21 protein-coding genes are annotated in these 18,252 nt (G+C 72.6%); 11 read left to right on the forward strand and 10 right to left on the reverse strand.

The window, feature by feature from the left end; translation table 11 throughout:
- Window positions 1-19: 19 nt before the first annotated feature.
- From ASG76_RS16535 to ASG76_RS16565, 7 genes are all read right to left on the reverse strand, one after another.
- The gene (locus tag ASG76_RS16535; RefSeq protein WP_056605887.1) at window positions 20-478 is read right to left on the reverse strand and encodes a VTT domain-containing protein; all 459 of its coding nucleotides are present in this window, start codon (window positions 476-478) and stop codon (window positions 20-22) included.
- Window positions 478-1,095: a CDP-alcohol phosphatidyltransferase family protein gene (locus tag ASG76_RS16540; protein ID WP_056605890.1), complete on the reverse strand. Its 618-nt coding sequence runs from the start codon at window positions 1,093-1,095 to the stop codon at window positions 478-480. Before ASG76_RS16540 ends, ASG76_RS16535 begins: the two co-directional genes overlap by 1 nt.
- Before the next feature lie 40 nt (window positions 1,096-1,135).
- Window positions 1,136-1,747 (reverse strand): Maf family protein, encoded by a 612-nt coding sequence (locus ASG76_RS16545; protein ID WP_056605893.1) that lies wholly within the window; start codon window positions 1,745-1,747, stop codon window positions 1,136-1,138.
- On the reverse strand, window positions 1,744-3,432 hold the full coding sequence (locus ASG76_RS16550; protein WP_056605894.1) for a DUF885 domain-containing protein: 1,689 nt from the start codon (window positions 3,430-3,432) through the stop codon (window positions 1,744-1,746). The genes ASG76_RS16545 and ASG76_RS16550 overlap by 4 nt, the downstream gene beginning before the upstream one ends.
- Before the next feature lie 85 nt (window positions 3,433-3,517).
- Window positions 3,518-4,516: a type IV toxin-antitoxin system AbiEi family antitoxin domain-containing protein gene (locus tag ASG76_RS16555; protein ID WP_157559166.1), complete on the reverse strand. Its 999-nt coding sequence runs from the start codon at window positions 4,514-4,516 to the stop codon at window positions 3,518-3,520.
- A 130-nt stretch (window positions 4,517-4,646) separates the two neighbouring features.
- Complete coding sequence (locus ASG76_RS18875) at window positions 4,647-4,853, reverse strand: acyl-CoA carboxylase epsilon subunit (protein WP_162254132.1); 207 nt, start codon at window positions 4,851-4,853, stop codon at window positions 4,647-4,649.
- A 107-nt stretch (window positions 4,854-4,960) separates the two neighbouring features.
- On the reverse strand, window positions 4,961-6,544 hold the full coding sequence (locus tag ASG76_RS16565; protein WP_056605898.1) for an acyl-CoA carboxylase subunit beta: 1,584 nt from the start codon (window positions 6,542-6,544) through the stop codon (window positions 4,961-4,963).
- Window positions 6,545-6,665: 121 nt separating this feature from the next.
- On the opposite strand from ASG76_RS16565, the gene ASG76_RS16570 reads away from it, so the two are divergent.
- The 6 genes from ASG76_RS16570 (at window position 6,666) to purE (ending at window position 11,244) form a co-directional block, all read left to right on the forward strand.
- Window positions 6,666-7,466 (forward strand): biotin--[acetyl-CoA-carboxylase] ligase, encoded by an 801-nt coding sequence (locus tag ASG76_RS16570; protein ID WP_056605906.1) that lies wholly within the window; start codon window positions 6,666-6,668, stop codon window positions 7,464-7,466.
- Window positions 7,467-7,544: 78 nt separating this feature from the next.
- The gene (locus ASG76_RS16575; RefSeq protein WP_056605908.1) at window positions 7,545-8,048 is read left to right on the forward strand and encodes a PH domain-containing protein; all 504 of its coding nucleotides are present in this window, start codon (window positions 7,545-7,547) and stop codon (window positions 8,046-8,048) included.
- Window positions 8,023-9,045 carry an adenylate/guanylate cyclase domain-containing protein gene (locus ASG76_RS16580; protein WP_235529682.1) on the forward strand — a complete coding sequence of 341 codons (1,023 nt, stop codon included), beginning with the start codon at window positions 8,023-8,025 and terminating at the stop codon, window positions 9,043-9,045. The genes ASG76_RS16575 and ASG76_RS16580 overlap by 26 nt, the downstream gene beginning before the upstream one ends.
- A gap of 83 nt (window positions 9,046-9,128) precedes the next feature.
- Window positions 9,129-9,446, forward strand: a complete 318-nt coding sequence (locus ASG76_RS16585) for a winged helix-turn-helix domain-containing protein (protein WP_056605911.1) — start codon at window positions 9,129-9,131, stop codon at window positions 9,444-9,446.
- Window positions 9,447-9,517: 71 nt separating this feature from the next.
- Window positions 9,518-10,687, forward strand: coding sequence for a 5-(carboxyamino)imidazole ribonucleotide synthase (locus ASG76_RS16590; RefSeq protein ID WP_082587618.1), 1,170 nt, complete (start codon window positions 9,518-9,520; stop codon window positions 10,685-10,687).
- 5 nt (window positions 10,688-10,692) lie between these two features.
- The gene (gene purE, locus ASG76_RS16595; protein WP_235529689.1) at window positions 10,693-11,244 is read left to right on the forward strand and encodes a 5-(carboxyamino)imidazole ribonucleotide mutase; all 552 of its coding nucleotides are present in this window, start codon (window positions 10,693-10,695) and stop codon (window positions 11,242-11,244) included.
- Here purE and arfB read toward each other — a convergent pair.
- On the reverse strand, window positions 11,241-11,675 hold the full coding sequence (arfB, locus tag ASG76_RS16600) for an alternative ribosome rescue aminoacyl-tRNA hydrolase ArfB (RefSeq protein WP_056605922.1): 435 nt from the start codon (window positions 11,673-11,675) through the stop codon (window positions 11,241-11,243). The genes purE and arfB overlap by 4 nt on opposite strands.
- Window positions 11,676-11,742: 67 nt before the next feature.
- Between arfB and lhgO the strand changes: the two genes are divergently transcribed.
- Together lhgO and ASG76_RS16610 are read left to right on the forward strand one after the other, a co-directional pair.
- Window positions 11,743-12,996 (forward strand): L-2-hydroxyglutarate oxidase, encoded by a 1,254-nt coding sequence (gene lhgO, locus ASG76_RS16605; protein ID WP_056605923.1) that lies wholly within the window; start codon window positions 11,743-11,745, stop codon window positions 12,994-12,996.
- 10 nt (window positions 12,997-13,006) lie between these two features.
- Complete coding sequence (locus ASG76_RS16610) at window positions 13,007-14,002, forward strand: Gfo/Idh/MocA family protein (RefSeq protein WP_056605932.1); 996 nt, start codon at window positions 13,007-13,009, stop codon at window positions 14,000-14,002.
- Between the two features lie 7 nt (window positions 14,003-14,009).
- On the opposite strand, the gene ASG76_RS16615 is transcribed toward ASG76_RS16610, so the two are convergent.
- Entirely contained in the window at window positions 14,010-14,441 is a 432-nt protein-coding gene (locus ASG76_RS16615; RefSeq protein ID WP_056605935.1) for a CoA-binding protein, read from the reverse strand.
- A 158-nt stretch (window positions 14,442-14,599) separates the two neighbouring features.
- Here ASG76_RS16615 and ASG76_RS16620 point away from each other — a divergent pair, with 158 nt between their 5' ends.
- Together ASG76_RS16620 and ASG76_RS16625 are read left to right on the forward strand one after the other, a co-directional pair.
- Window positions 14,600-15,523, forward strand: a complete 924-nt coding sequence (locus ASG76_RS16620; RefSeq protein WP_056605937.1) for a DUF6801 domain-containing protein — start codon at window positions 14,600-14,602, stop codon at window positions 15,521-15,523.
- A gap of 170 nt (window positions 15,524-15,693) precedes the next feature.
- Window positions 15,694-16,866 (forward strand): acyl-CoA dehydrogenase family protein, encoded by a 1,173-nt coding sequence (locus ASG76_RS16625; RefSeq protein ID WP_056605940.1) that lies wholly within the window; start codon window positions 15,694-15,696, stop codon window positions 16,864-16,866.
- A gap of 4 nt (window positions 16,867-16,870) precedes the next feature.
- On the opposite strand, the gene ASG76_RS16630 is transcribed toward ASG76_RS16625, so the two are convergent.
- A complete protein-coding gene (locus ASG76_RS16630) occupies window positions 16,871-17,395 on the reverse strand; it encodes a hypothetical protein (protein ID WP_056605942.1) in 525 nt (174 codons plus the stop codon).
- A 110-nt stretch (window positions 17,396-17,505) separates the two neighbouring features.
- On the opposite strand from ASG76_RS16630, the gene ASG76_RS16635 reads away from it, so the two are divergent.
- Window positions 17,506-18,249, forward strand: a complete 744-nt coding sequence (locus ASG76_RS16635; RefSeq protein WP_235529690.1) for a dienelactone hydrolase family protein — start codon at window positions 17,506-17,508, stop codon at window positions 18,247-18,249.
- Window positions 18,250-18,252 lie beyond the last annotated feature (3 nt).

Here is an 18,252-nt window from a genome sequence, read left to right on the forward strand (position 1 = left end):
GTCCGGCTCGTGACCTGGCTCAGAAGAGGTGGAGCAGCGAGGTGGTGCCGCTCACCACGGCCCAGAACCGCAGGCCGCGACCGACGAGGCCGGTGAGGAAGAAGACCCAGAAGGGCACCCGCAGCATGCCGGCCAGCACGGCCGTGACGGCGTACGGCGGCACGCCGATGGCTGCGGAGACGAAGAGCAGGCCGGCGGTGAACCACGGCCGGCCCTCCGCCCGCTCGTGCCAGCGGCTCAGTGAGGCCTCCACCTTCGGCTTCTGCAGCTGGCGATGGACCCACGGGGCGCGGTCGAGGTTCATGCCGCCCCAGTACCAGAGGATCTTGCCGAGCATCTGCCCGACGGTGGCCGCGACCACCAGCGCGCCCATCGCCTCCGGCGCCCGGCTGACGGCGACCGCGAGGATGGCCTCGATGTTGATCAGGGGGAGCAGGGCGGAGCCGATGGAGGCCCCCAGCACGCTCCAGAACAGCATCAGCCGCGAACCTCCGGCACCGGCAGGCCGATGGCGGCCAGTCGGTGGAGCGACACACACTTCAGCACGAGCAGTGCGGAGGCGATGGCCAGCCCGAGCCACATCCACCCCGTGACGAGCAGCAGCACGGCGAAGAGGGCGCTGTTGACGGCCTTGGCCGGCTTGGACCAGTTCCAGAGCCAGAGGGGGCGGTCGACGACGAAGAAGTAGTTGGGGCTGCGGACCGGCCAGGCCAGGAAGGCGATGGACAGGAAGCAGTCGACCACCATGAACTCGGCGAGGTAGACGAAGATCGCCGGCGACAGGTCGGGCTGCAGCCAGGCCAGGCCGATGTAGAACGCGGCCGCGTTGAGGCGGTCGCACATGATGTCGAGCACCGCACCGATGCGGGTCTCGCAGTCGCGGACGCGCGCGTAGAACCCGTCGAGCATGTCGCCGACCCAGTAGACGACGAGCGCGACCACCAGCAGCGTGAGGCTCTGCTCGTGCGCCGCGAGGGCGGCCAGCACGACCGAGGCGACGGTGCGGACCGCGGTGATGGCGGTGGCGCCGGTGAGCAGCCGCTCGTCGCGCACGCCGTAGCGGCCCTCGGGATCAGCGACAGGCTGCGCCTGCATACTGCCCACCCCGCTCCCCACGGTCGCTGATGCTAGCGGGTCAGGCCCACAGCTCCGGCCACCCGTGGCCGAGTTCGAGGACGAGCTCGCGCAGCAGCGGCAGGCTGACACCGACCACGTTGTGGTGGTCACCCTCGATGCCGGTGACGAAGGCGCCGCCGAGGCCGTCGATGGTGAAGGCCCCAGCGACCTGCAGCGGCTCACCCGTGGCGACGTAGGCGTCGACCTCCTCGTCGCTCACGTCGGCGAAGTGGACGGTCGTCGAGCCGGTCGCCGCGGCCACCCGTCCGGTGGCGACGTCGCGCAGGCAGTGCCCGCTGTGCAGCACGCCCGAACGGCCCCGCATCGCCCGCCAGCGCAGCCGGGCCTCGTCGGGGTCGCCCGGCTTGCCGAGGGCCTCGCCGTCGAGCTCCAGCACGGAGTCGCAGCCCAAGACCAGCGCCCCGGCCGGCACCTCCTCGCGCCCCGCGACGGCCGCGCACTTGAGCTCGGCCAGCTGCAGGGCCAGCTCTGCCGGGGGGAGCCCGTCGAGGGCAGACTCGTCGACGCCGCTCACGATGACGAGCGGGTCGAGACCGGCGGCCTGCAGCGTCGTACGACGTGCGGGGGAGGCCGAGGCCAGCACCAGCCGCACGCCGGGGGTCGCCGTCACAGCCGGCCCAGCGCGGTGCGCAGCGGGTCGAGGCCGAGCGAGCCCAGGTCGAGCGCGGCGCGGTGGAACGCCTTGAGGTCGAAGTCGTCGCCGTGGCGTTGCTGGACCTCGGCGCGCGCCTCCAGCCAGATCCGCTCGCCGATCTTGTAGGACGGGGCCTGGCCCGGCAGGCCGAGGTAGCGCTTGACCTCGAACTGGATGACCTCGTCGTCCATCCGGCAGTGCAGCCGCATGAACTCCAGGCCCAGCTCGGGCGTCCACGTCTCGCCGGGGTGGAAGGCCGTGCCGCCGGCGCCGAGGCGGTTGTCCTCGGGGATGGTGAGCTCGAGGTGCATGCCGATGTCGACGATCACCCGCGCCGCGCGCAGCGACTGCCCGTCGAGCATGCCGAGGAGGTCGGCCGGGTCGTCGAGGAAGCCGAGCTCCTCCATCAGCCGCTCGGCGTAGAGCGCCCAGCCCTCGCCGTGGCCGCTGCACCAGCACATGAGCCGCTGCCACCGGTTGAGGGTGTCGCTGCGGTAGGCGGTCTGCGCGACCTGGAGGTGGTGGCCCGGCACGCCCTCGTGGAAGACGGTGGTGACCTCGCGCCACGGGTGGAAGTCGTCGATGCCGTCGGGCACCGACCACCACATCCGCCCCGGGCGCGAGAAGTCCTCCGAGGGGCCGGTGTAGTAGATGCCGCCGTCGTTGGTGGGCGCGAGCATGCACTCGATGCGCCGGATCGGGTCGGGGATGTCGAAGTGGACGTCGGCCATCGCGGCGATGGTGCGGTCGGCGAGGTCCTGCATCCAGCCGCGGAACACCTCGCGTCCGTGCACGACCCGCCCGGGGTCGGCGTCGAGGTGGGCCACCACGGCGTCGACGTCGGCGCCGGGCAGGATCCGCTCGGCGGTGGCGTGCATGAGGTCGGAGAGGCGCTGCAGCTCGGTCCAGCCCCAGGCGTAGGTCTCGTCGAGGTCGACCTCGGCGCCCAGGAAGTAGCGGCTGGCCAGCGCGTAGACCTCGCGACCCACGCCCTCCTTGTCCTTGCCCTGCGGCTCGAGCTCGTCGCTGAGGAACAGGCCGAACGACGCCGTGGCGGCGCTCGCGGCACCGGCCAGCGCGCGGAGGCGGGTGGGGTCCTCGACGCCGAGCCGGTCGACGAGGCCGAGGAAGAAGTCGCCTGCCTCGCCCGTCTGCCCGGTCCAGCGACGCACCTGCTCGGCCACCTCGGCGTACTGCCGGGCAGCGACGACGTTGCCCTTGCGGGCCTCGTCGGAGAGCGTGACGCGCAGGCCCTCGAGCGCGCTCGGCACCGCCTCGAGCCGCGCCGCGATCGCCGCGACGGCCTCCTCGCCCTCGGTCGGCATCAGGTCGAAGACGCCGCGGACCTCGTGCAGCGGGCTCCACAGCACCGACATGCGCGAGCGGTTGACGCCGGCCTCCTCGAGCTCGATCTCCAGCCGCGTGCGCTCGAGGAACGCGTCCTTCGCCGCTGCCTCGCGGTCGTCGACCGGGGTCGCCGCCTCCACGGCCGCCACCGCCTCGCGGGCCAGGGTGAGGCGGGCGTCGAAGCCGGCCGGGGAGTAGTCGGTCATCTCGTGCTCGTGGCCCGCCACGCCGATCGACGTCGCGGTCAGCGGGTCGAGGGCGCAGAAGTCCTCGACGTAGGCGTTGCAGAGGGCATCGATGGTGCGTTCGGTCACGGTGGCGACCCTAGTCCGGGTGGCAACGCCCGCGCCCGTGGTGGGGCTCGGCTCGAGGCTCGGTGATCAGTGGAGCCGCAGGCCCCTAGGTCGGGTCCTCGGCTCCACTGTCGACCGTGCACGCCGCGCCGCACGGCTGCGGGCGTCCGGCCCAGCCCCGACGGCCGAGCACCTCGCCGACCAGCCGGGCGAGGCGGCACGGCTCGAGGACCTGCGCCCAGCCCGGCCGCAGGGTCACGTGGTCGTCGAGCGCCGCGTCGAGGTCGCGCTGCAGGTCGGCCCACCGGTCGACGGCGTCGCGGTGCCCGAACGCGCCGTCGAGCTCGACCAGCGTGCGCTCGGCGGGGTAGCGGACGTCGCGGTGCACGGTGCCGCTCGCCGTACCCTCACGCACCTGACGCTCGCCGCTGGGGAGCGCGTGGGCCCGCTCGACGTCGCGGAGGTAGCGCTGCTCGAGGACCGACCGGGTGCCGGCGGTGACGTCGGCCAGCACCTCGCCGAGCACCGCGCGTCGCGGCAACCGGGGCAGCTTCGCGATCACCTCGAGCAACCGGGCCGGCGTGGTCAGACCTTGGTGGACGGCATCGGACAGGAGGCCGATCGCGTCTGCCTCTGTGCGGGCGGCGGCCGTCTTGAGCAGGGCGTAGTCGAGATGCGCGCGCGGCGGTCGGCGGTTGGCCTGCACCCAGCTCGCGTGGTCGGTCACCCGCTCGATCGTGACGCCGGACGGCGGGACGATCCGGCGCTCGCGGTCGACGAGGAGGTGGATGGTGCCGTCCGTGCCGGGTGACGTGCGGTCCCGTGTCATCCCGTGCGCCTCCAGCGCGGACTCCCGGTGCAGCGCCGCCGGCGCGCAGACGAGAACGGCCGCCCACTCACGCTGGCGACGCGTGGGTCGCCCGGAGTGGTCGACGTACACGCCGGGGTGGACGACGTGCAGCTCGCGACGCGCCAGCAGGCGGCGTACGTCGGCCCGCGCGGCGCCGACCTCGCCGAGCTGGGCCCGCGACACGACGCCGTCCTGCTCGCGCAGCACGCGTGCCAACGCCTCACGGTCGAGGGAGCTCGTTGCGCGCCTGGGCATGCGACCACGATCGACCGCGAAGCGGTCGCACCGCGACATGTGTGCGGGGATCTGTGGATGACGTAGCCCGACAGTGGAGCCAGGAAACGCTAGGTCCGGCTCCGGGCTCCACCGTCGAGACGTACGACGTTCAGTGCGGCAGGCCGCTGGCCCGCCACGCGCCGGGACCGAACCGGTGCGTCTGGCGTACGCCGCGCGCGGGCAGGTTCCACGACGGCCGGGGCTTCGCGGGCGCCTCGCCACCTGCCGAGCCGAGGGCGGCGAAGACCGCCACCAGCGCGGCGACCTCCTCGGCCGTGGCGTCGGGGTTGACGACCCTGAGCAGCGGCGCCTCCACGAGGGGTTTCGACGCGCCCGTCGCGACCTCGTCCCTCGGTCGCGGGGCTTGCTCAACCTGTCCTCGCGACGCAGCCCGCTCGTCCCTCGCGGTCTTCTGCTCGTCCATCACAGCGGGATGTTCCCGTGCTTCTTCGGGGGCAGGGACTCGCGCTTGGAGCGCAGCAGGCGCAGGGCCCGGACGATCTCGATGCGGGTCTCGTGGGGGGTGATGACCGCGTCGACGTAGCCCCGCTCGGCCGCGATGTAGGGGTTGGCGAGCGTGGTCTCGTACTCCTCGATCAGCTCCGCGCGGCGGGCCTCGACGTCGCCGCCGGCGTCGGCGACCTTCTTGAGGGTCTTGCGGTGCAGGATGTTGGCCGCGCCCTGCGCGCCCATGACCGCGATCTGCGCGGTGGGCCAGGCGAGGTTGATGTCGGCGCCGAGGTGCTTGGACCCCATCACGTCGTAGGCGCCGCCGTAGGCCTTGCGGGTGATGACCGTGACCAGCGGCACGGTCGCCTCGGCGTAGGCGTAGATGAGCTTGGCGCCGCGGCGGATGATGCCGTCCCACTCCTGGTCGGTGCCGGGCAGGAAGCCGGGCACGTCGACGAAGGTCAGCACCGGGATGTTGAAGGCGTCGCAGAACCGCACGAAGCGGGCGGCCTTCTCGGAGGCGTCGATGTCGAGGGTGCCGGCGAACTGCATCGGCTGGTTGGCCACGACGCCCACCGACTGGCCCTCGACGCGGCCGAAGCCGATGAGGATGTTGGGCGCGAACAGCTCCTGGACCTCGAGGAAGTCCTCGTCGTCGAGCACCGCGGTGATCACGTCGTGCATGTCGTAGGGCTGGTTGGCGCCGTCGGGGATGACGGTGTCCAGCGCCCGGTCGCTGTCGCTGACCTCCATGTCCGGGGCCTCGTCGAAGACGGCCCCCGGGTCGAGGTTGTTCTGCGGGAGGAAGGACAGCATCGACTTGACGTACTCGATGGCGTCCTCCTCGTCGGAGGCCATGTAGTGGGCGTTGCCCGACTTGGTGTTGTGGGTGCGCGCGCCGCCGAGGTCCTCCATCGTGACGTCCTCGCCGGTGACGGTCTTGATCACGTCGGGGCCGGTGATGAACATCGCCGAGGTCTGGTCGACCATCACGGTGAAGTCGGTGACCGCGGGGGAGTAGACGTGGCCGCCGGCGCAGTTGCCCATGATCAGGCTGATCTGCGGGATGACGCCCGAGGCGTGCACGTTGCGGCGGAAGATCTCGCCGTAGAGGCCGAGGCTGACCACGCCCTCCTGGATGCGCGCGCCGGCACCCTCGTTGATGCCGATGATCGGGCAGCCGGTCTTCATCGCGAGGTCCATCACCTTGGTGATCTTCTCGCCGTAGACCTCGCCCAGCGACCCGCCGAAGACGGTGAAGTCCTGGCTGAAGACGCACACCATGCGGCCGTTGACCTCGCCGTAGCCGGTGACCACGCCGTCGCCGTAGGGGCGGTTCTTCTCCAGGCCGAAGGCGGTCGAGCGGTGGCGGGCGAGCTCGTCGAGCTCGACGAAGGTGCCCTCGTCGAAGAGCATCTCGATGCGCTCGCGGGCGGTCTTGCGACCCTTGGCGTGCTGCTTCTCGATCGCCTTCTCCGAGCCCGCGTGGACGGCGTCGTCGAGGCGGCGCTCGAGATCGGCGAGCTTGCCTGCGGTGGTGTGGAGGTCGAGGCCCATCTCCTGAGGGGGGACGTCGGTGCCCTCACCCGGCTGTGCACTCACGCGGTTGCCTCCTGTTGGCTTGGCTGGTGGCTGGCTGGTCGCCCTCGGCTTGTCGGCTCTGGGGCAATCTAGTGCCATGACCGACGCACCGGCACCGCGCCCACCCCTCGATCTCGCCCGGCTGGCCGTCCCCGAGGGGTGGCGCGTCGAGGTGGAGGAGGCGACACCCTCCACCAACGCGGCGCTCGCCGAGCGTGCCCGCGCGGGGGAGGAGCCCGGGCTCGTGCTCGTCACCGAGCACCAGACGGCCGGTCGTGGCCGGCTGGACCGTGCGTGGGAGACTCCGGCGCGCGCGTCGCTGACCTTCTCGGTGCTCCTGCGCCCCGACCTGCCGCCGGCCTCGTGGTCGTGGATCCCGCTGCTCACCGGGTACGCCGTCCAGGCTGCGCTGGCCGACCGGCTGCCCGACATCGCGCTGAAGTGGCCCAACGACGTGCTCGTCGACGGCGGCGACCTCGGGGCGGGGCGCAAGGTCTGCGGCATCCTCGTCGAGCGGGTCGAGACCGACCGCGGGCCGGTCGCGGTCGTCGGGGTCGGCATCAACGTCGACCAGACGCTCGACGAGCTGCCGATCGCGCTGGCCACCTCGGTCGCGCTCGAGACCGGCGAGCCGGTGGAGCGCACCGGCCTGCTGGGCCAGGTGCTCGGCTCGCTGCACGGGCTGCAGGGCCTGCTCGACGACACCGAGTCGCTGCGCCGCGCCTACGCCGACGTCTGCGTCACGCTGGGCCGCACGGTCGACGTCCACCTGCCCGCGGGCGACGTACGCCGCGGCGAGGCGCTCGACATCGACGCGAGCGGGGCCCTCGTGGTCGGGACCGACGAGGGGACCTTCACCGTGGCGGCCGGCGACGTGGTGCACGTGCGGCCCGCCTGATCACCGCTGCGCGACCTGCCCGACTGTCGCTGCGCGACCTGCCTAGTGGTCGGGTGCGCCGGGTGACATGATCGGCCCGTGGCCTTTCCGAGCAAGCTCCTCAACGAGGGCGAGCACGTCGTCGTCTCGACCCGCACGCACCCCAAGGCGCTGATCCTGCCCGCGCTGGTGGTGCTCGTGGCGCTGGCCGCCGCGGTCTTCCTCACCCGCCTGGTCGACAGCTCGGTCGCCGACCTGGTCGTGTGGGTGCTGTTCCTGGGCGTGGTGGTGTGGTTCGTCGTCGGACCCTTCCTGCGCTGGCTGACCACCACCTACACCTTCACCAACCGCCGCTTCATCAAGCGCTCCGGGTTCATCGCCAAGGAGGGCCGCACCATCCCGCTCAACCGGATCAGCGGCGTCGACTTCGAGATCGGGGTCATCGACCGCATCTTCGGCTGCGGCACGCTGGTGGTCTCCGACGCGAGCACCGACGGCCGCGTCGAGCTCTCCGACATCCCCGACGTGGAGAAGGTGCAGCTGCAGGTCTCCCAGGAGCTGCACCTGCTCTCCGGCGGTGACCGACGCGACGATGGCTCCTGACCGCACCCCGCGTGGCCGCCGCCCCGACCGGCTCACAGGGGAGCAGCTCGACGACGCGATCCTGCGGAGCCAGCCTGCCTTCAACGCGCTGGAGGTGGCAGCCGAGACCGGCGTGACGATCGAGCAGACCCGCCGGCTGTGGCGCGCGCTCGGCTTCCCCGAGTTCGTCGGCGAGAAGGCCTACACCGCGGCCGACGTCGAGGCGGTCTCCACCTTGATGAGCTTCGTCGACTCCGGTGCCGTCGACTTCGACATGGCGGTCAACCTCACGCGAGGGGTGGGCCAGACGATGGCGCGCCTCGCCGACTGGGAGGTCTCGACCCTCGTCAGCCGGGTGGAGGAGATGGAGGCCGGTGAGCACGCCACCGGGTCACGGATCGGCTCCGCCCTGCGGCTCATCGACGAGGTGAACCCGCCGTTCGAGCGGCTGCTCATCTACGCCTGGCGGCGCCACCTCGCCGCGGCCGTGGGGCGCATCGAGGCGATGGGCGCCAAGGACGAGGACCTCCACACCATCGACGTCACCGTCGGCTTCGCCGACCTCGTGTCCTTCACCGCGCTGTCCAACACCCTCGACCGCGACGAGATCGGCGACCTGGTCGAAGTCTTCGAGAGCCGCTGCCAGGACGTGGTCGCGCGCTATGCCGGCCGCATCATCAAGAGCCTGGGCGACTCGGTGCTCTTCGTGACCAACGACGCCGACGACGCGGTCGCGGTGGCGGAGGGGATCATCAACGTGATCGGCCGCGACTCCAAGATGCCCGACGTGCGCCTGGGCCTGGCCAGCGGCCCGGTGGTGCAGCGCCTCGGCGACATCTTCGGGCCACCCGTCAACATGGCCGCGCGACTGACGCAGGTCGCGCGCCGCAACCGGCTCATCGTCGACCAGAACACCGCCGACCTGCTGCCTCCCGACGAGTGGGAGAGCCGCCGGCTGCCCGCGCGCCCGGTCCGTGGCTTCGGGCTGGTCGAGCCCGTCGCCGTACGCCGTCGCTGACGCCCGCGCAGTGGACCAGACCACTCCCTCAATTTTCACCCATAAGGGCCCGCCGGGAGCGGCGGCGTCCCTACCGTCGGCGCGTGTTGGCTGTGCAAGACGTGCGACTGGACCCCTCCACCAGGCAGGTGTGGCGGGGCGAGCGTGAGATCAGGCTCTCGCGCAAGGAGTTCCAGCTCCTGCATGCCCTGATGGTGCGCTCCGGCGACATCGTGACCCGCGACGAGCTGATGGCCGACGTGTGGCAGACGTCGTTCTACACCAACTCCAAGACCATCGACGTGCACCTGGGCTGGCTGCGCCGCAAGCTCGACGACGACCCCCGCAACCCCACCCTGATCACCACCCACCGCGGACGTGGTCTGCGCTTCGAGGTGGCCGAGGACACCCTCGCCAGCTGAGGGGGTCCACCCCGTGGACGCGGGTCAGACCGCCACGGCCCGCTGCCGGGCACGGCGCTAGGCTCCCGGTCGTGTCCTCGACCGGTCAGCACCGTGCTCCCACGCTCGCCGTCATCGGCGGTGGCCAGCTGGCCCGGATGATGGCCCAGCCCGCGATCGCGCTCGGCCTGCCGCTGCGCCTGCTCGCCGAGGCCGAGGGCGTGTCCGCGGCCCAGGTCATCCCCGACCAGCTCGTCGGCGACTACACCGACCTGCCCACGCTGCGCCGCGTCACCGCCGGCGCGAGCGTGGTGACCTTCGACCACGAGCACGTGCCGACCGACCACCTCCACGCCCTCGAGGGCGACGGGGTCGCCGTACGTCCCGGGCCGGGCGCGCTCGTCCACGCCCAGGACAAGGCCGTGATGCGACGCCGCCTCGCCGAGCTCGACGTGCCGTGCCCGCGCAACGCCGTCGTGACGACCCTCGCCGACGTCGAGGCCTTCGGCCTGCCGTGCGTGCTCAAGACCACGCGCGGCGGCTACGACGGCAAGGGCGTGTGGGTCGTGCGCGCCCTCGACGAGGCCCAGGTCGCCTTCGACGCGGCCGCGGCCGCAGGTGTGGAGGTGCTGGCCGAGGAGCTGGTCGACTTCCGCCGCGAGCTCTCCGCGCTCGTCGCCCGCTCGCCGAGCGGGCAGGCGGCGGCCTACCCCGTGGTCGCCTCCACCCAGCTGGACGGGATCTGCCACGAGGTCATCGCCCCGGCCCCGGACCTCTCGCCCGCACTGGCCGGCGAGGCGCAGGAGATCGCCCTGCGCGTGGCCGGTGCGCTCGACGTCACGGGCATCCTCGCCGTCGAGCTCTTCGAGACGACCGACGGCCGGATCCTGGTCAACGAGCTGGCGATGCGCCCCCACAACACCGGCCACTGGACCCAGGACGGCGCCGTGACGTCCCAGTTCGAGAATCACCTGCGCGCCGTCATGGACCTCCCGCTGGGCTCGCCGGCCCCGCGCAGTCGCTGGACCGTGATGGTCAACATCCTCGGCGGCCCCACCGACAGCGGCCACCTCTACGACGGCCTGCCGCACGCGATGGCGCGCGACCCGCACCTGCGGGTGCACCTCTACGGCAAGGACCTGCGACCCGGCCGGAAGGTCGGCCACGTCAACGCCTGTGGCGACGACCTCGACGACTGCCTCGAGCGCGCGCGGCACGCAGCCGCGTGGTTCCGCGGCGACCTGGGCAACGAGAGCGAGTGAGCACGATGAGTGAGCAGGTGGGTGAGCAGATGGCCGACGAGACCGTGAAGGTCGCGATCGTGATGGGCTCCGACTCCGACTGGCCGGTGATGCAGGCCGCGGGGGAGGTCCTGACCGAGCTGGGTGTGGGCTGGGAGGCCGACGTCGTCTCCGCGCACCGGATGCCCACCGAGATGGTGACGTGGGGCCAGCAGGCGCACATGCGGGGGCTGTCGGTGGTCATCGCCGGAGCCGGCGGAGCGGCCCACCTGCCCGGCATGCTCGCCTCGCTCACCCCGCTGCCGGTGATCGGCGTGCCGGTGCCGCTGAAGTACCTCGACGGCATGGACTCCCTGCTCTCGATCGTCCAGATGCCCGGCGGCATCCCGGTCGCCACGGTCGCCATCGGCAACGCGAAGAACGCCGGCATCCTCGCCGCGCGGATCATCGCCACGAGCGACCCCGAGCTCCAGCAGCGCCTGGTCGCCTACCAGGCGTCGCTCGCCGAGACCGCGCACGCCAAGGGCGAGGTCGTGCGCCAGGCCTCCGCCGGCCGTAACGCCCGTCTGGGCTTCTAGTCCCGGTCGCGCACGCGCCCGCGCAGCGCCTTGGTGCCGGCGCGCTCCTTCTTCGACTTCAGCCGCCGCTCCTTGGAGCCGCGGGTGGGTCGCGTGGCGCGCCGCGGCGGTGGGGGCGGGGCCAGTGCCTCGCGCAGCATCTCGGCGAGCCGCTCGCGGGCCGCGACCCGGTTGCGGTGCTGCGAGCGGTGCTCGGACGCCGCCACCGAGACCCGCCCCGACGGCCACCGTCGCAGTGCGCGCCGGCGCTGGGTGTCGGTGAGCGCCGTGGAGGCGGAGACGTCGTAGTCGAGCTCGACGCGCGAGTCGCTGGTGTTGACCGACTGGCCGCCGGGTCCGGGCGACCTCGAGAAGCGCTCCACCAGCTCGCCAGCGGGCACGACCAGCCCCTCGGGCAGGCCCGGTCCGGCGGGCACGTGGAGGTCGCGCATACCCCCATTGTGGGATGAACCCCGGCACGCCTTGACGGCGGCCGCGCCAGCCAGCACCGTCGTCGCCATGACGGAGGGTGTGGCGGAGGGCGCGGCGGCACGGGTGGGGGAGCAGCGGGTGGCCGTGGTCGGCGGGGGGATCCTCGGTGTCGCGATCGCCCGCGAGGTCGTACGCCGGCGCCCCGGCACCGAGGTGGTCGTGCTGGAGAAGGAGGACCGGCTCGCCGCCCACCAGACCGGCCACAACTCCGGCGTCGTGCACGCCGGCATCTACTACAAGCCCGGCAGCCTGAAGGCCGAGCTGTGCACGCGGGGCCGGGCGATGCTGCGCGAGTTCTGCGCCGAGCACCACATCGCGTACGACGCGTGCGGCAAGCTCGTCGTCGCGGTGGATCCCGACGAGATGGGCCGCTTCGACGCCCTCGAGCGCACCGCCACCGACAACGGTGTCCCCGGGCTGCGCCGGCTGCCGGCCGCCGCGATCAGGGAGGTCGAGCCGCACGCCAACGGGCTCGCGGCGCTGCACAGCCCCGAGACCGCGATCACCGACTACCCCGCGATCACCCGCGCCCTCGCCGACGAGGTGGCCGCGGCCGGTGGCACCGTGCGGCTGGGGGCGCGCGTGGTCGACATCCGGCGACAGGGCGGCGGCGCCCTGGTGCGGGTCGAGGGCGACCCCGCCCCGCTCCGCTTCGACCACGTCGTCGTGGCGGCCGGGCTCCAGGCCGACCGGGTCTCCGCCCTCGTCGACGGCGAGCGGAGCCCGGCGATCCTGCCCTTCCGCGGGGAGTACCTCGCGGTGCGCGCGGCCAAGCAGGGCCTGGTGCGCGGCATGGTCTACCCCGTCCCCGACCCGCGCTACCCCTTCCTCGGCGTGCACTTCACCCGCCGGGTCGGCGGCGGGCTCGAGGTCGGGCCCAACGCCGTGCTCGCGACGCGCCGCGAGGGCTACCGCCGGCGCGACGTGTCGCCGCGCGACCTGCGCGACGTGCTCGCGTGGCCCGGCTTCTGGCGCCTGGCCCGCGTGCACTGGCGCACCGGTGTCGACGAGGTCGTCGGGTCGGCCTCCCAGCGTGCCTTCATGCGCAAGGCGTCGCGCTACGTGCCGGAGATCGGTGTCGGCGACGTCACCCGCGCCGGAGCCGGCGTGCGCGCGCAGGCGGTCGACCGCGACGGCAGCCTCGTCGACGACTTCCGCATCACCCACGCCGACGGCGTGACCTGCGTGCGCAACGCACCCTCGCCGGGGGCCACGTCGAGCCTGGCGATCGCCGCCTACGTGGTGGACCGGGCGTGGCCGGGGGACGCGCGCGGCGCCTAGGGTCGAGCCCATGACGACGCGCTGGGGAATCGCCGCGACCGGCCGCATGGCCGCCGCCTTCACCTCCGACCTGCTCCTGGTGCCCGACGCGGAGGTCGCCTTCGTCGGCAGCCGGTCCGCCGACTCGGCCGCCGAGTTCGCCGGTCGCTTCGGCGCGAGCGCCTCGGGCACCTACCGCGACCTCGTCGAGGCGGGCCGCGCGGGCGAGGTCGACGTCGTCTACGTCGCCACCCCGCACCCGCAGCACCACGACCTCGCCCTCGCGGCGATCGAGGCTGGCACGCCGCTGCTGGTGGAGAAGGCGTTCACCGCCACCCTCGCCGGCGCCGAGGAGGTGGTGGCGGCCGCCCGTGCCGCCGAGGTCTTCTGCATGGAGGCGATGTGGACCCGCTTCCAGCCGGCGCTCGCGCTCGCCCGCGAGCTGGTCGCCGCCGGCGAGATCGGCGACGTGGTCATGGTGCAGGCCGACTTCGGTGCGCACCGAGCGTTCGACCCCGAGAGCCGGCTCTTCGACCTGTCGCTCGGGGGCGGGTCGGTCCTCGACCTCGGCGTCTACCCGATCTCCCTGGCCCAGCACTTCCTCGGCCGGCCCGACCGGGTGGTCGCGACCGGCACCCACTACCCCAACGGCGCCGACGCCTCGGCGGCGATCCACCTCGCGTGGGCCGACGGCCGGGCCGCGGCGCTCACCGGCTCGCTGTCGAGCTCGACCCCGGGGCGCGCGGTCCTCGTGGGCACGACGGGCTCCATCGAGCTGGAGCCGCCGTTCCACCACCCCAGCCGGGTCGTCGTACGACGTGGGGACGAGGAGCCCGAGGTGATGGAGCGCCCTGCGAGGGGCAGCGGCTACGTCCACCAGGCCGAGGAGGTCCAGCGCTGCCTCGCAGCCGGGCTCGCCGAGAGCCCGGTGATGCCGCTGACCGACACCCTCGACGTCCAGTGGGTGCTCGAGGAGTGCCTCGACCAGCTCGGCATCGACATGGCCGAGGCGCCCGTCGAGCTGTAGCCGCGGCTCAGCGGCCCCGGCGCCGCCACTCGATCGCGGGGCAGGTGTCCATCACCATCGGCACGCCGGCGGCGGTGGTGCGCTCATAGGCCGCCTCGTCGACGACCCCGAGCTGGAACCAGACCCCCTTCGCGCCGATCTCCACCGCCTGGTCGGCGAAGTCGCCGGCGGCCTCCGAGCGACGGAACACGTCGACGACGTCGATCGCGAACGGCACGTCGGCCAAGGTGGCGTAGCCCTGCTCGCCCAGCACAGCCGGCGTCGCCGGGTCGGCGAAGGAGGGGTGGATCGGCACGACCTGCTTGCCGCGCTCCTGCAGCAGCGAGGCGATGGAGTACGCCGTGCGCGACGGGTCGCCGGAGAGGCCCACCACCGCCCACGTCTCGAGGTCGTCGAGCATCGTCTCGACGGTCGCGGGGTCCTGCCAGTCCGAGCCCATGCCCCGACCGTAGCCCCGCGCCCGCGCACGCCGTCGCCGGACCCGGCTCGCTGCACTACCGAGTGTTGGTGAGACTTCGCGATTGTGCTGTGCCTGCTGTGACACATGTGGTGGGATGGGCCCCGTCACACCCACTTTGTCACGAGGGGAATACCCACATGCTCAACACCGCATCACGGCGCCTCGGCGTCGTCGCTGCCGCAGGCGCGCTCGGCGCTGGCGCGCTCGTCGCCATGGCGGCTCCGGCCGCCACCGCAGCCACGGCGTCGACCACCTACACCTGCACCTTCCCGAGCCTCGGCGCGCGGGACATCCCGGTGGCCATCACGGCCACCCTCCCCCCGGCTGCCAACGCGGGCCTCGACGCCCCGGCGATCCCGGTGCTCCTCAGCGTGACTCTCCCGGGTGACGTCGTCGACGCGGCCAAGGGCCTGTTCCAGGCGACGACCATCGGCGGTTTCTCCAACGACATGGTCGCCACGCTCGACGAGCTGTCCTCGTCGGCTGCTGCTCAGCTGCCGCTGCAGAACGCGCGGTTCCCGCAGACCGCGGTGCCGACGACGCCCAACACGCCGCTGACGCTCAACACGCCCAACCCGCTCACCACCCCGGGCGCCGTGCCGGCCTCGACCGTCCCGGTCAACCTGCCTGGCGCGGGCACCTACGACATCGTCGTGCCGTCGGCGTTCAAGTTCACCGCCACCAAGCAGGGTGACGTGACGATGCTCGCCGACGTGCCGTGCGTGCTCAAGCCGGGCTCGCCGGCGAGCCTCGGCTCGATCGTGCTGGCCAAGAACGAGTCGACCACCGACGCCAAGCCGGCCCGCGCCGTCACCAAGCTCGGCAAGCAGACCAAGCTGAAGGTCGTCGTGGCGGCCGCCAACGAGGTCCCCACCGGCAAGGTCAAGGTGATGCTCGGCAAGAAGACGCTCGGCAAGGGCGTCCTCAACTCCAAGGGCGAGGCCAAGGTCACGCTGAAGAAGGCGCTGCCCGCGGGCAAGACCAAGGTCAAGGTGCTCTACCTCGGTGACGACTACACCGAGAAGTCCAAGGACAAGAAGGTCATCATCCGGGTCCGCTGACCCGCTCGAGGCCCGCTCGACACAGCCTCACATCCGCGACGCCCGGTCGGTGCACTGCACCGGCCGGGCGTTCGTCATGCGCGGGGGGCCGGGCGCAGGCCGGCGGGCGTGGTCATCGCCACACCGCCGACGCCTCCTCCCAGAAGCTTGGACGTCCTAGAATCCGACCCATGAGCGAGTTCCCCCTCTACGCCCTGTCCGAGGAGCACCAGGCCATCCGCGAGGCGGTCCGCGCGGTCGCCGACGCCAAGATCGCGCCCTTCGCCGCGGCCGTGGACGAGGAGGCCCGCTACCCCCACGAGGCCGCCGAGGCGCTGCTCGCCTCGGACTTCCACGCCCCGCACGTGCCGGAGGAGTACGGCGGCGCCGGCGCCGACGCGCTCGCCACCGTGCTGGTGATCGAGGAGGTCGCCCGCGCGTGCGTCTCCTCCTCGCTGATCCCCGCGGTCAACAAGCTCGGCTCGCTGCCGGTGCAGATCGCGGGCTCGGAGGAGCTCAAGCAGACCTACCTCACCAAGCTCGCCAAGGGCGAGGGCGGCTTCTCCTACTGCCTCTCCGAGCCCGACGCCGGCTCCGACGCTGGTGGGATGAAGACGCGCGCGGTGCGCGACGGCGACGAGTGGGTCATCGACGGGGTCAAGCGCTGGATCACCAACGCGGGCGAGTCGGAGTTCTACACCGTCATGGCCGTCACCGACGCCGAGAAGAAGACCCGCGGCGGGATCTCGGCCTTCGTCGTGGAGAAGTCCGACGAAGGCGTCTCCTTCGGGGCCCCGGAGAAGAAGCTCGGCATCAAGGGCTCGCCGACGCGCGAGGTCTACTTCGACAAGGTGCGCATCCCGGCGAGCCGGATGATCGGCGAGGAGGGCACCGGCTTCACGACCGCGATGCAGACCCTCGACCACACCCGCGTCACCATCGCCGCCCAGGCCGTCGGGGTCGCGCAGGGGGCGCTCGACTACGCGCTCGGCTACGCCAAGGAGCGCCGGCAGTTCGGCAAGTCGATCGCCGACTTCCAGGGCCTGCAGTTCATGCTCGCCGACATGGGCATGAAGGTCGAGGCGGCCCGCCAGATGACCTACGCCGCCGCCGGCCGCTCCGAGCGCGGCGACGACGACCTCACCTTCTTCGGTGCCGCGGCCAAGTGCTTCGCCTCCGACGTCGCCATGGAGGTCACCGTCAACGCCGTGCAGGTGCTCGGCGGCTACGGCTTCACCCGCGACTACCCGGTCGAGCGGATGATGCGCGACGCCAAGATCACCCAGATCTACGAGGGCACCAACCAGGTCCAGCGGATCGTGATGGCCCGCCAGCTGCTCGCCGGGGTGCAGTCCGAGCTCTGAGCGCTCAGTGGTCCGCCCGCCAGTCGCGGTAGGACACCACCTGCTCGCCGACGAAGCAGACGTCGCCGGGGACGATCGCGACGGGGACGTCGTACGACCCCAGCAACGAGCACCGGTAGGGCTCCTGCGTGCCGAGTCGCACCGGCGTACGCCACTGCCCGTCCTCGCGCACCACGATCTGGATCCAGCCGCCGCCGGGGCACGGGGCGAAGTTGCCCATGTCGCTGACCAGCGCGAAGCCGTCCGAGCGCCACCGCTTCACGATCATCGTGGCAGCGGTGCGGCACTCGGGTCGGGGGTCGTTGTCGTGCCACAGGCGGGTGAGCCGACGCTCCACAAAGGTGCGGAAGGCGCTGGACGTGCCGGAGATGCGGTCGAGGTGGTCGAGGGTCACCACGGCGCCGTCCCCGGGGTAGGTGACCGTGCGGACGTGCGCGGACCGGGTGGCGGACGCTTCAGCTGCGACCGGAGCGGTGGTGGGCAGCAGGGTCGCGAGGACCGCGAGGGCGAGCAGGGCAGCACGACGCATGGTGACGCCTTCCGTGACGGGCGGCCGCGAGTCGGCCCCTCGCAGTGAGGGACGCGCACGGAGCCGCAGAGGTTGCATGCGCCTCTTGGGTCGGTGGCTAGCCTCGGGGCGTGCCGAGACTCACCTTGACCATGCCCGACGGAGACGCCGAGGCCTACGTCGCACCGGCTCCGGGCGGGCGACCCGCGCCCGGCGTGCTCTTCGTCATCGACGCGATCGGGCTGCGGCCCCGGATCGAGGAGATGGCCGACCGCATCGCCTCCTGGGGCTTCACGGTGCTCGCGCCCAACGTCTTCTTCCGCGAGGGGACGGCGAGCGAGGTGGCCCCGCAGGGCGACCTGCGCGAGCCCGGTGCCCGCGAGGCCTTCATGGGCGAGGCGATGGGCCGGGTGCAGCGACTGACCACGGACCTGCTGGCTCGCGACCTCCCGGCCTACCTTGCCGCCCTGCGCGCCCTGCCCGAGGTGGCGGGGGAGGGCGTCGGTGTCACGGGCTACTGCATGGGGGCGCGGATCGCGATCCGCGCTGCCGGCCTCGACCCGGCCGTCGTCGCCGTGGGCGGCTGGCACGGGGGTGGCCTGGTCACCGACGGTCCCGACAGCCCGCACCTCGCGCTGGCCACGGCCCGGGCGAGCTTCGCCTTCGGGCACGCCTCGAACGACGGCTCGATGCCGCCCGAGGCGGTCGCGGCGCTCGGTGCCGCGCTCGACGAGGCCGGCCTGAGCGCCGTCAACGAGGTCTTCCCGGGTCCGCACGGCTACTCCATGGCCGACACGTCGATGTACGACGAGGAGTCCGCCGAGCGCCACTTCGAGAGCCTCCGCGCGCTGCTCACCTCGACGCTGGCTCGCTGACTC

This window comes from Nocardioides sp. Soil774 (genome assembly GCF_001428125.1).
In the GTDB taxonomy this organism is placed as follows: Bacteria; Actinomycetota; Actinomycetes; order Propionibacteriales; family Nocardioidaceae; genus Nocardioides.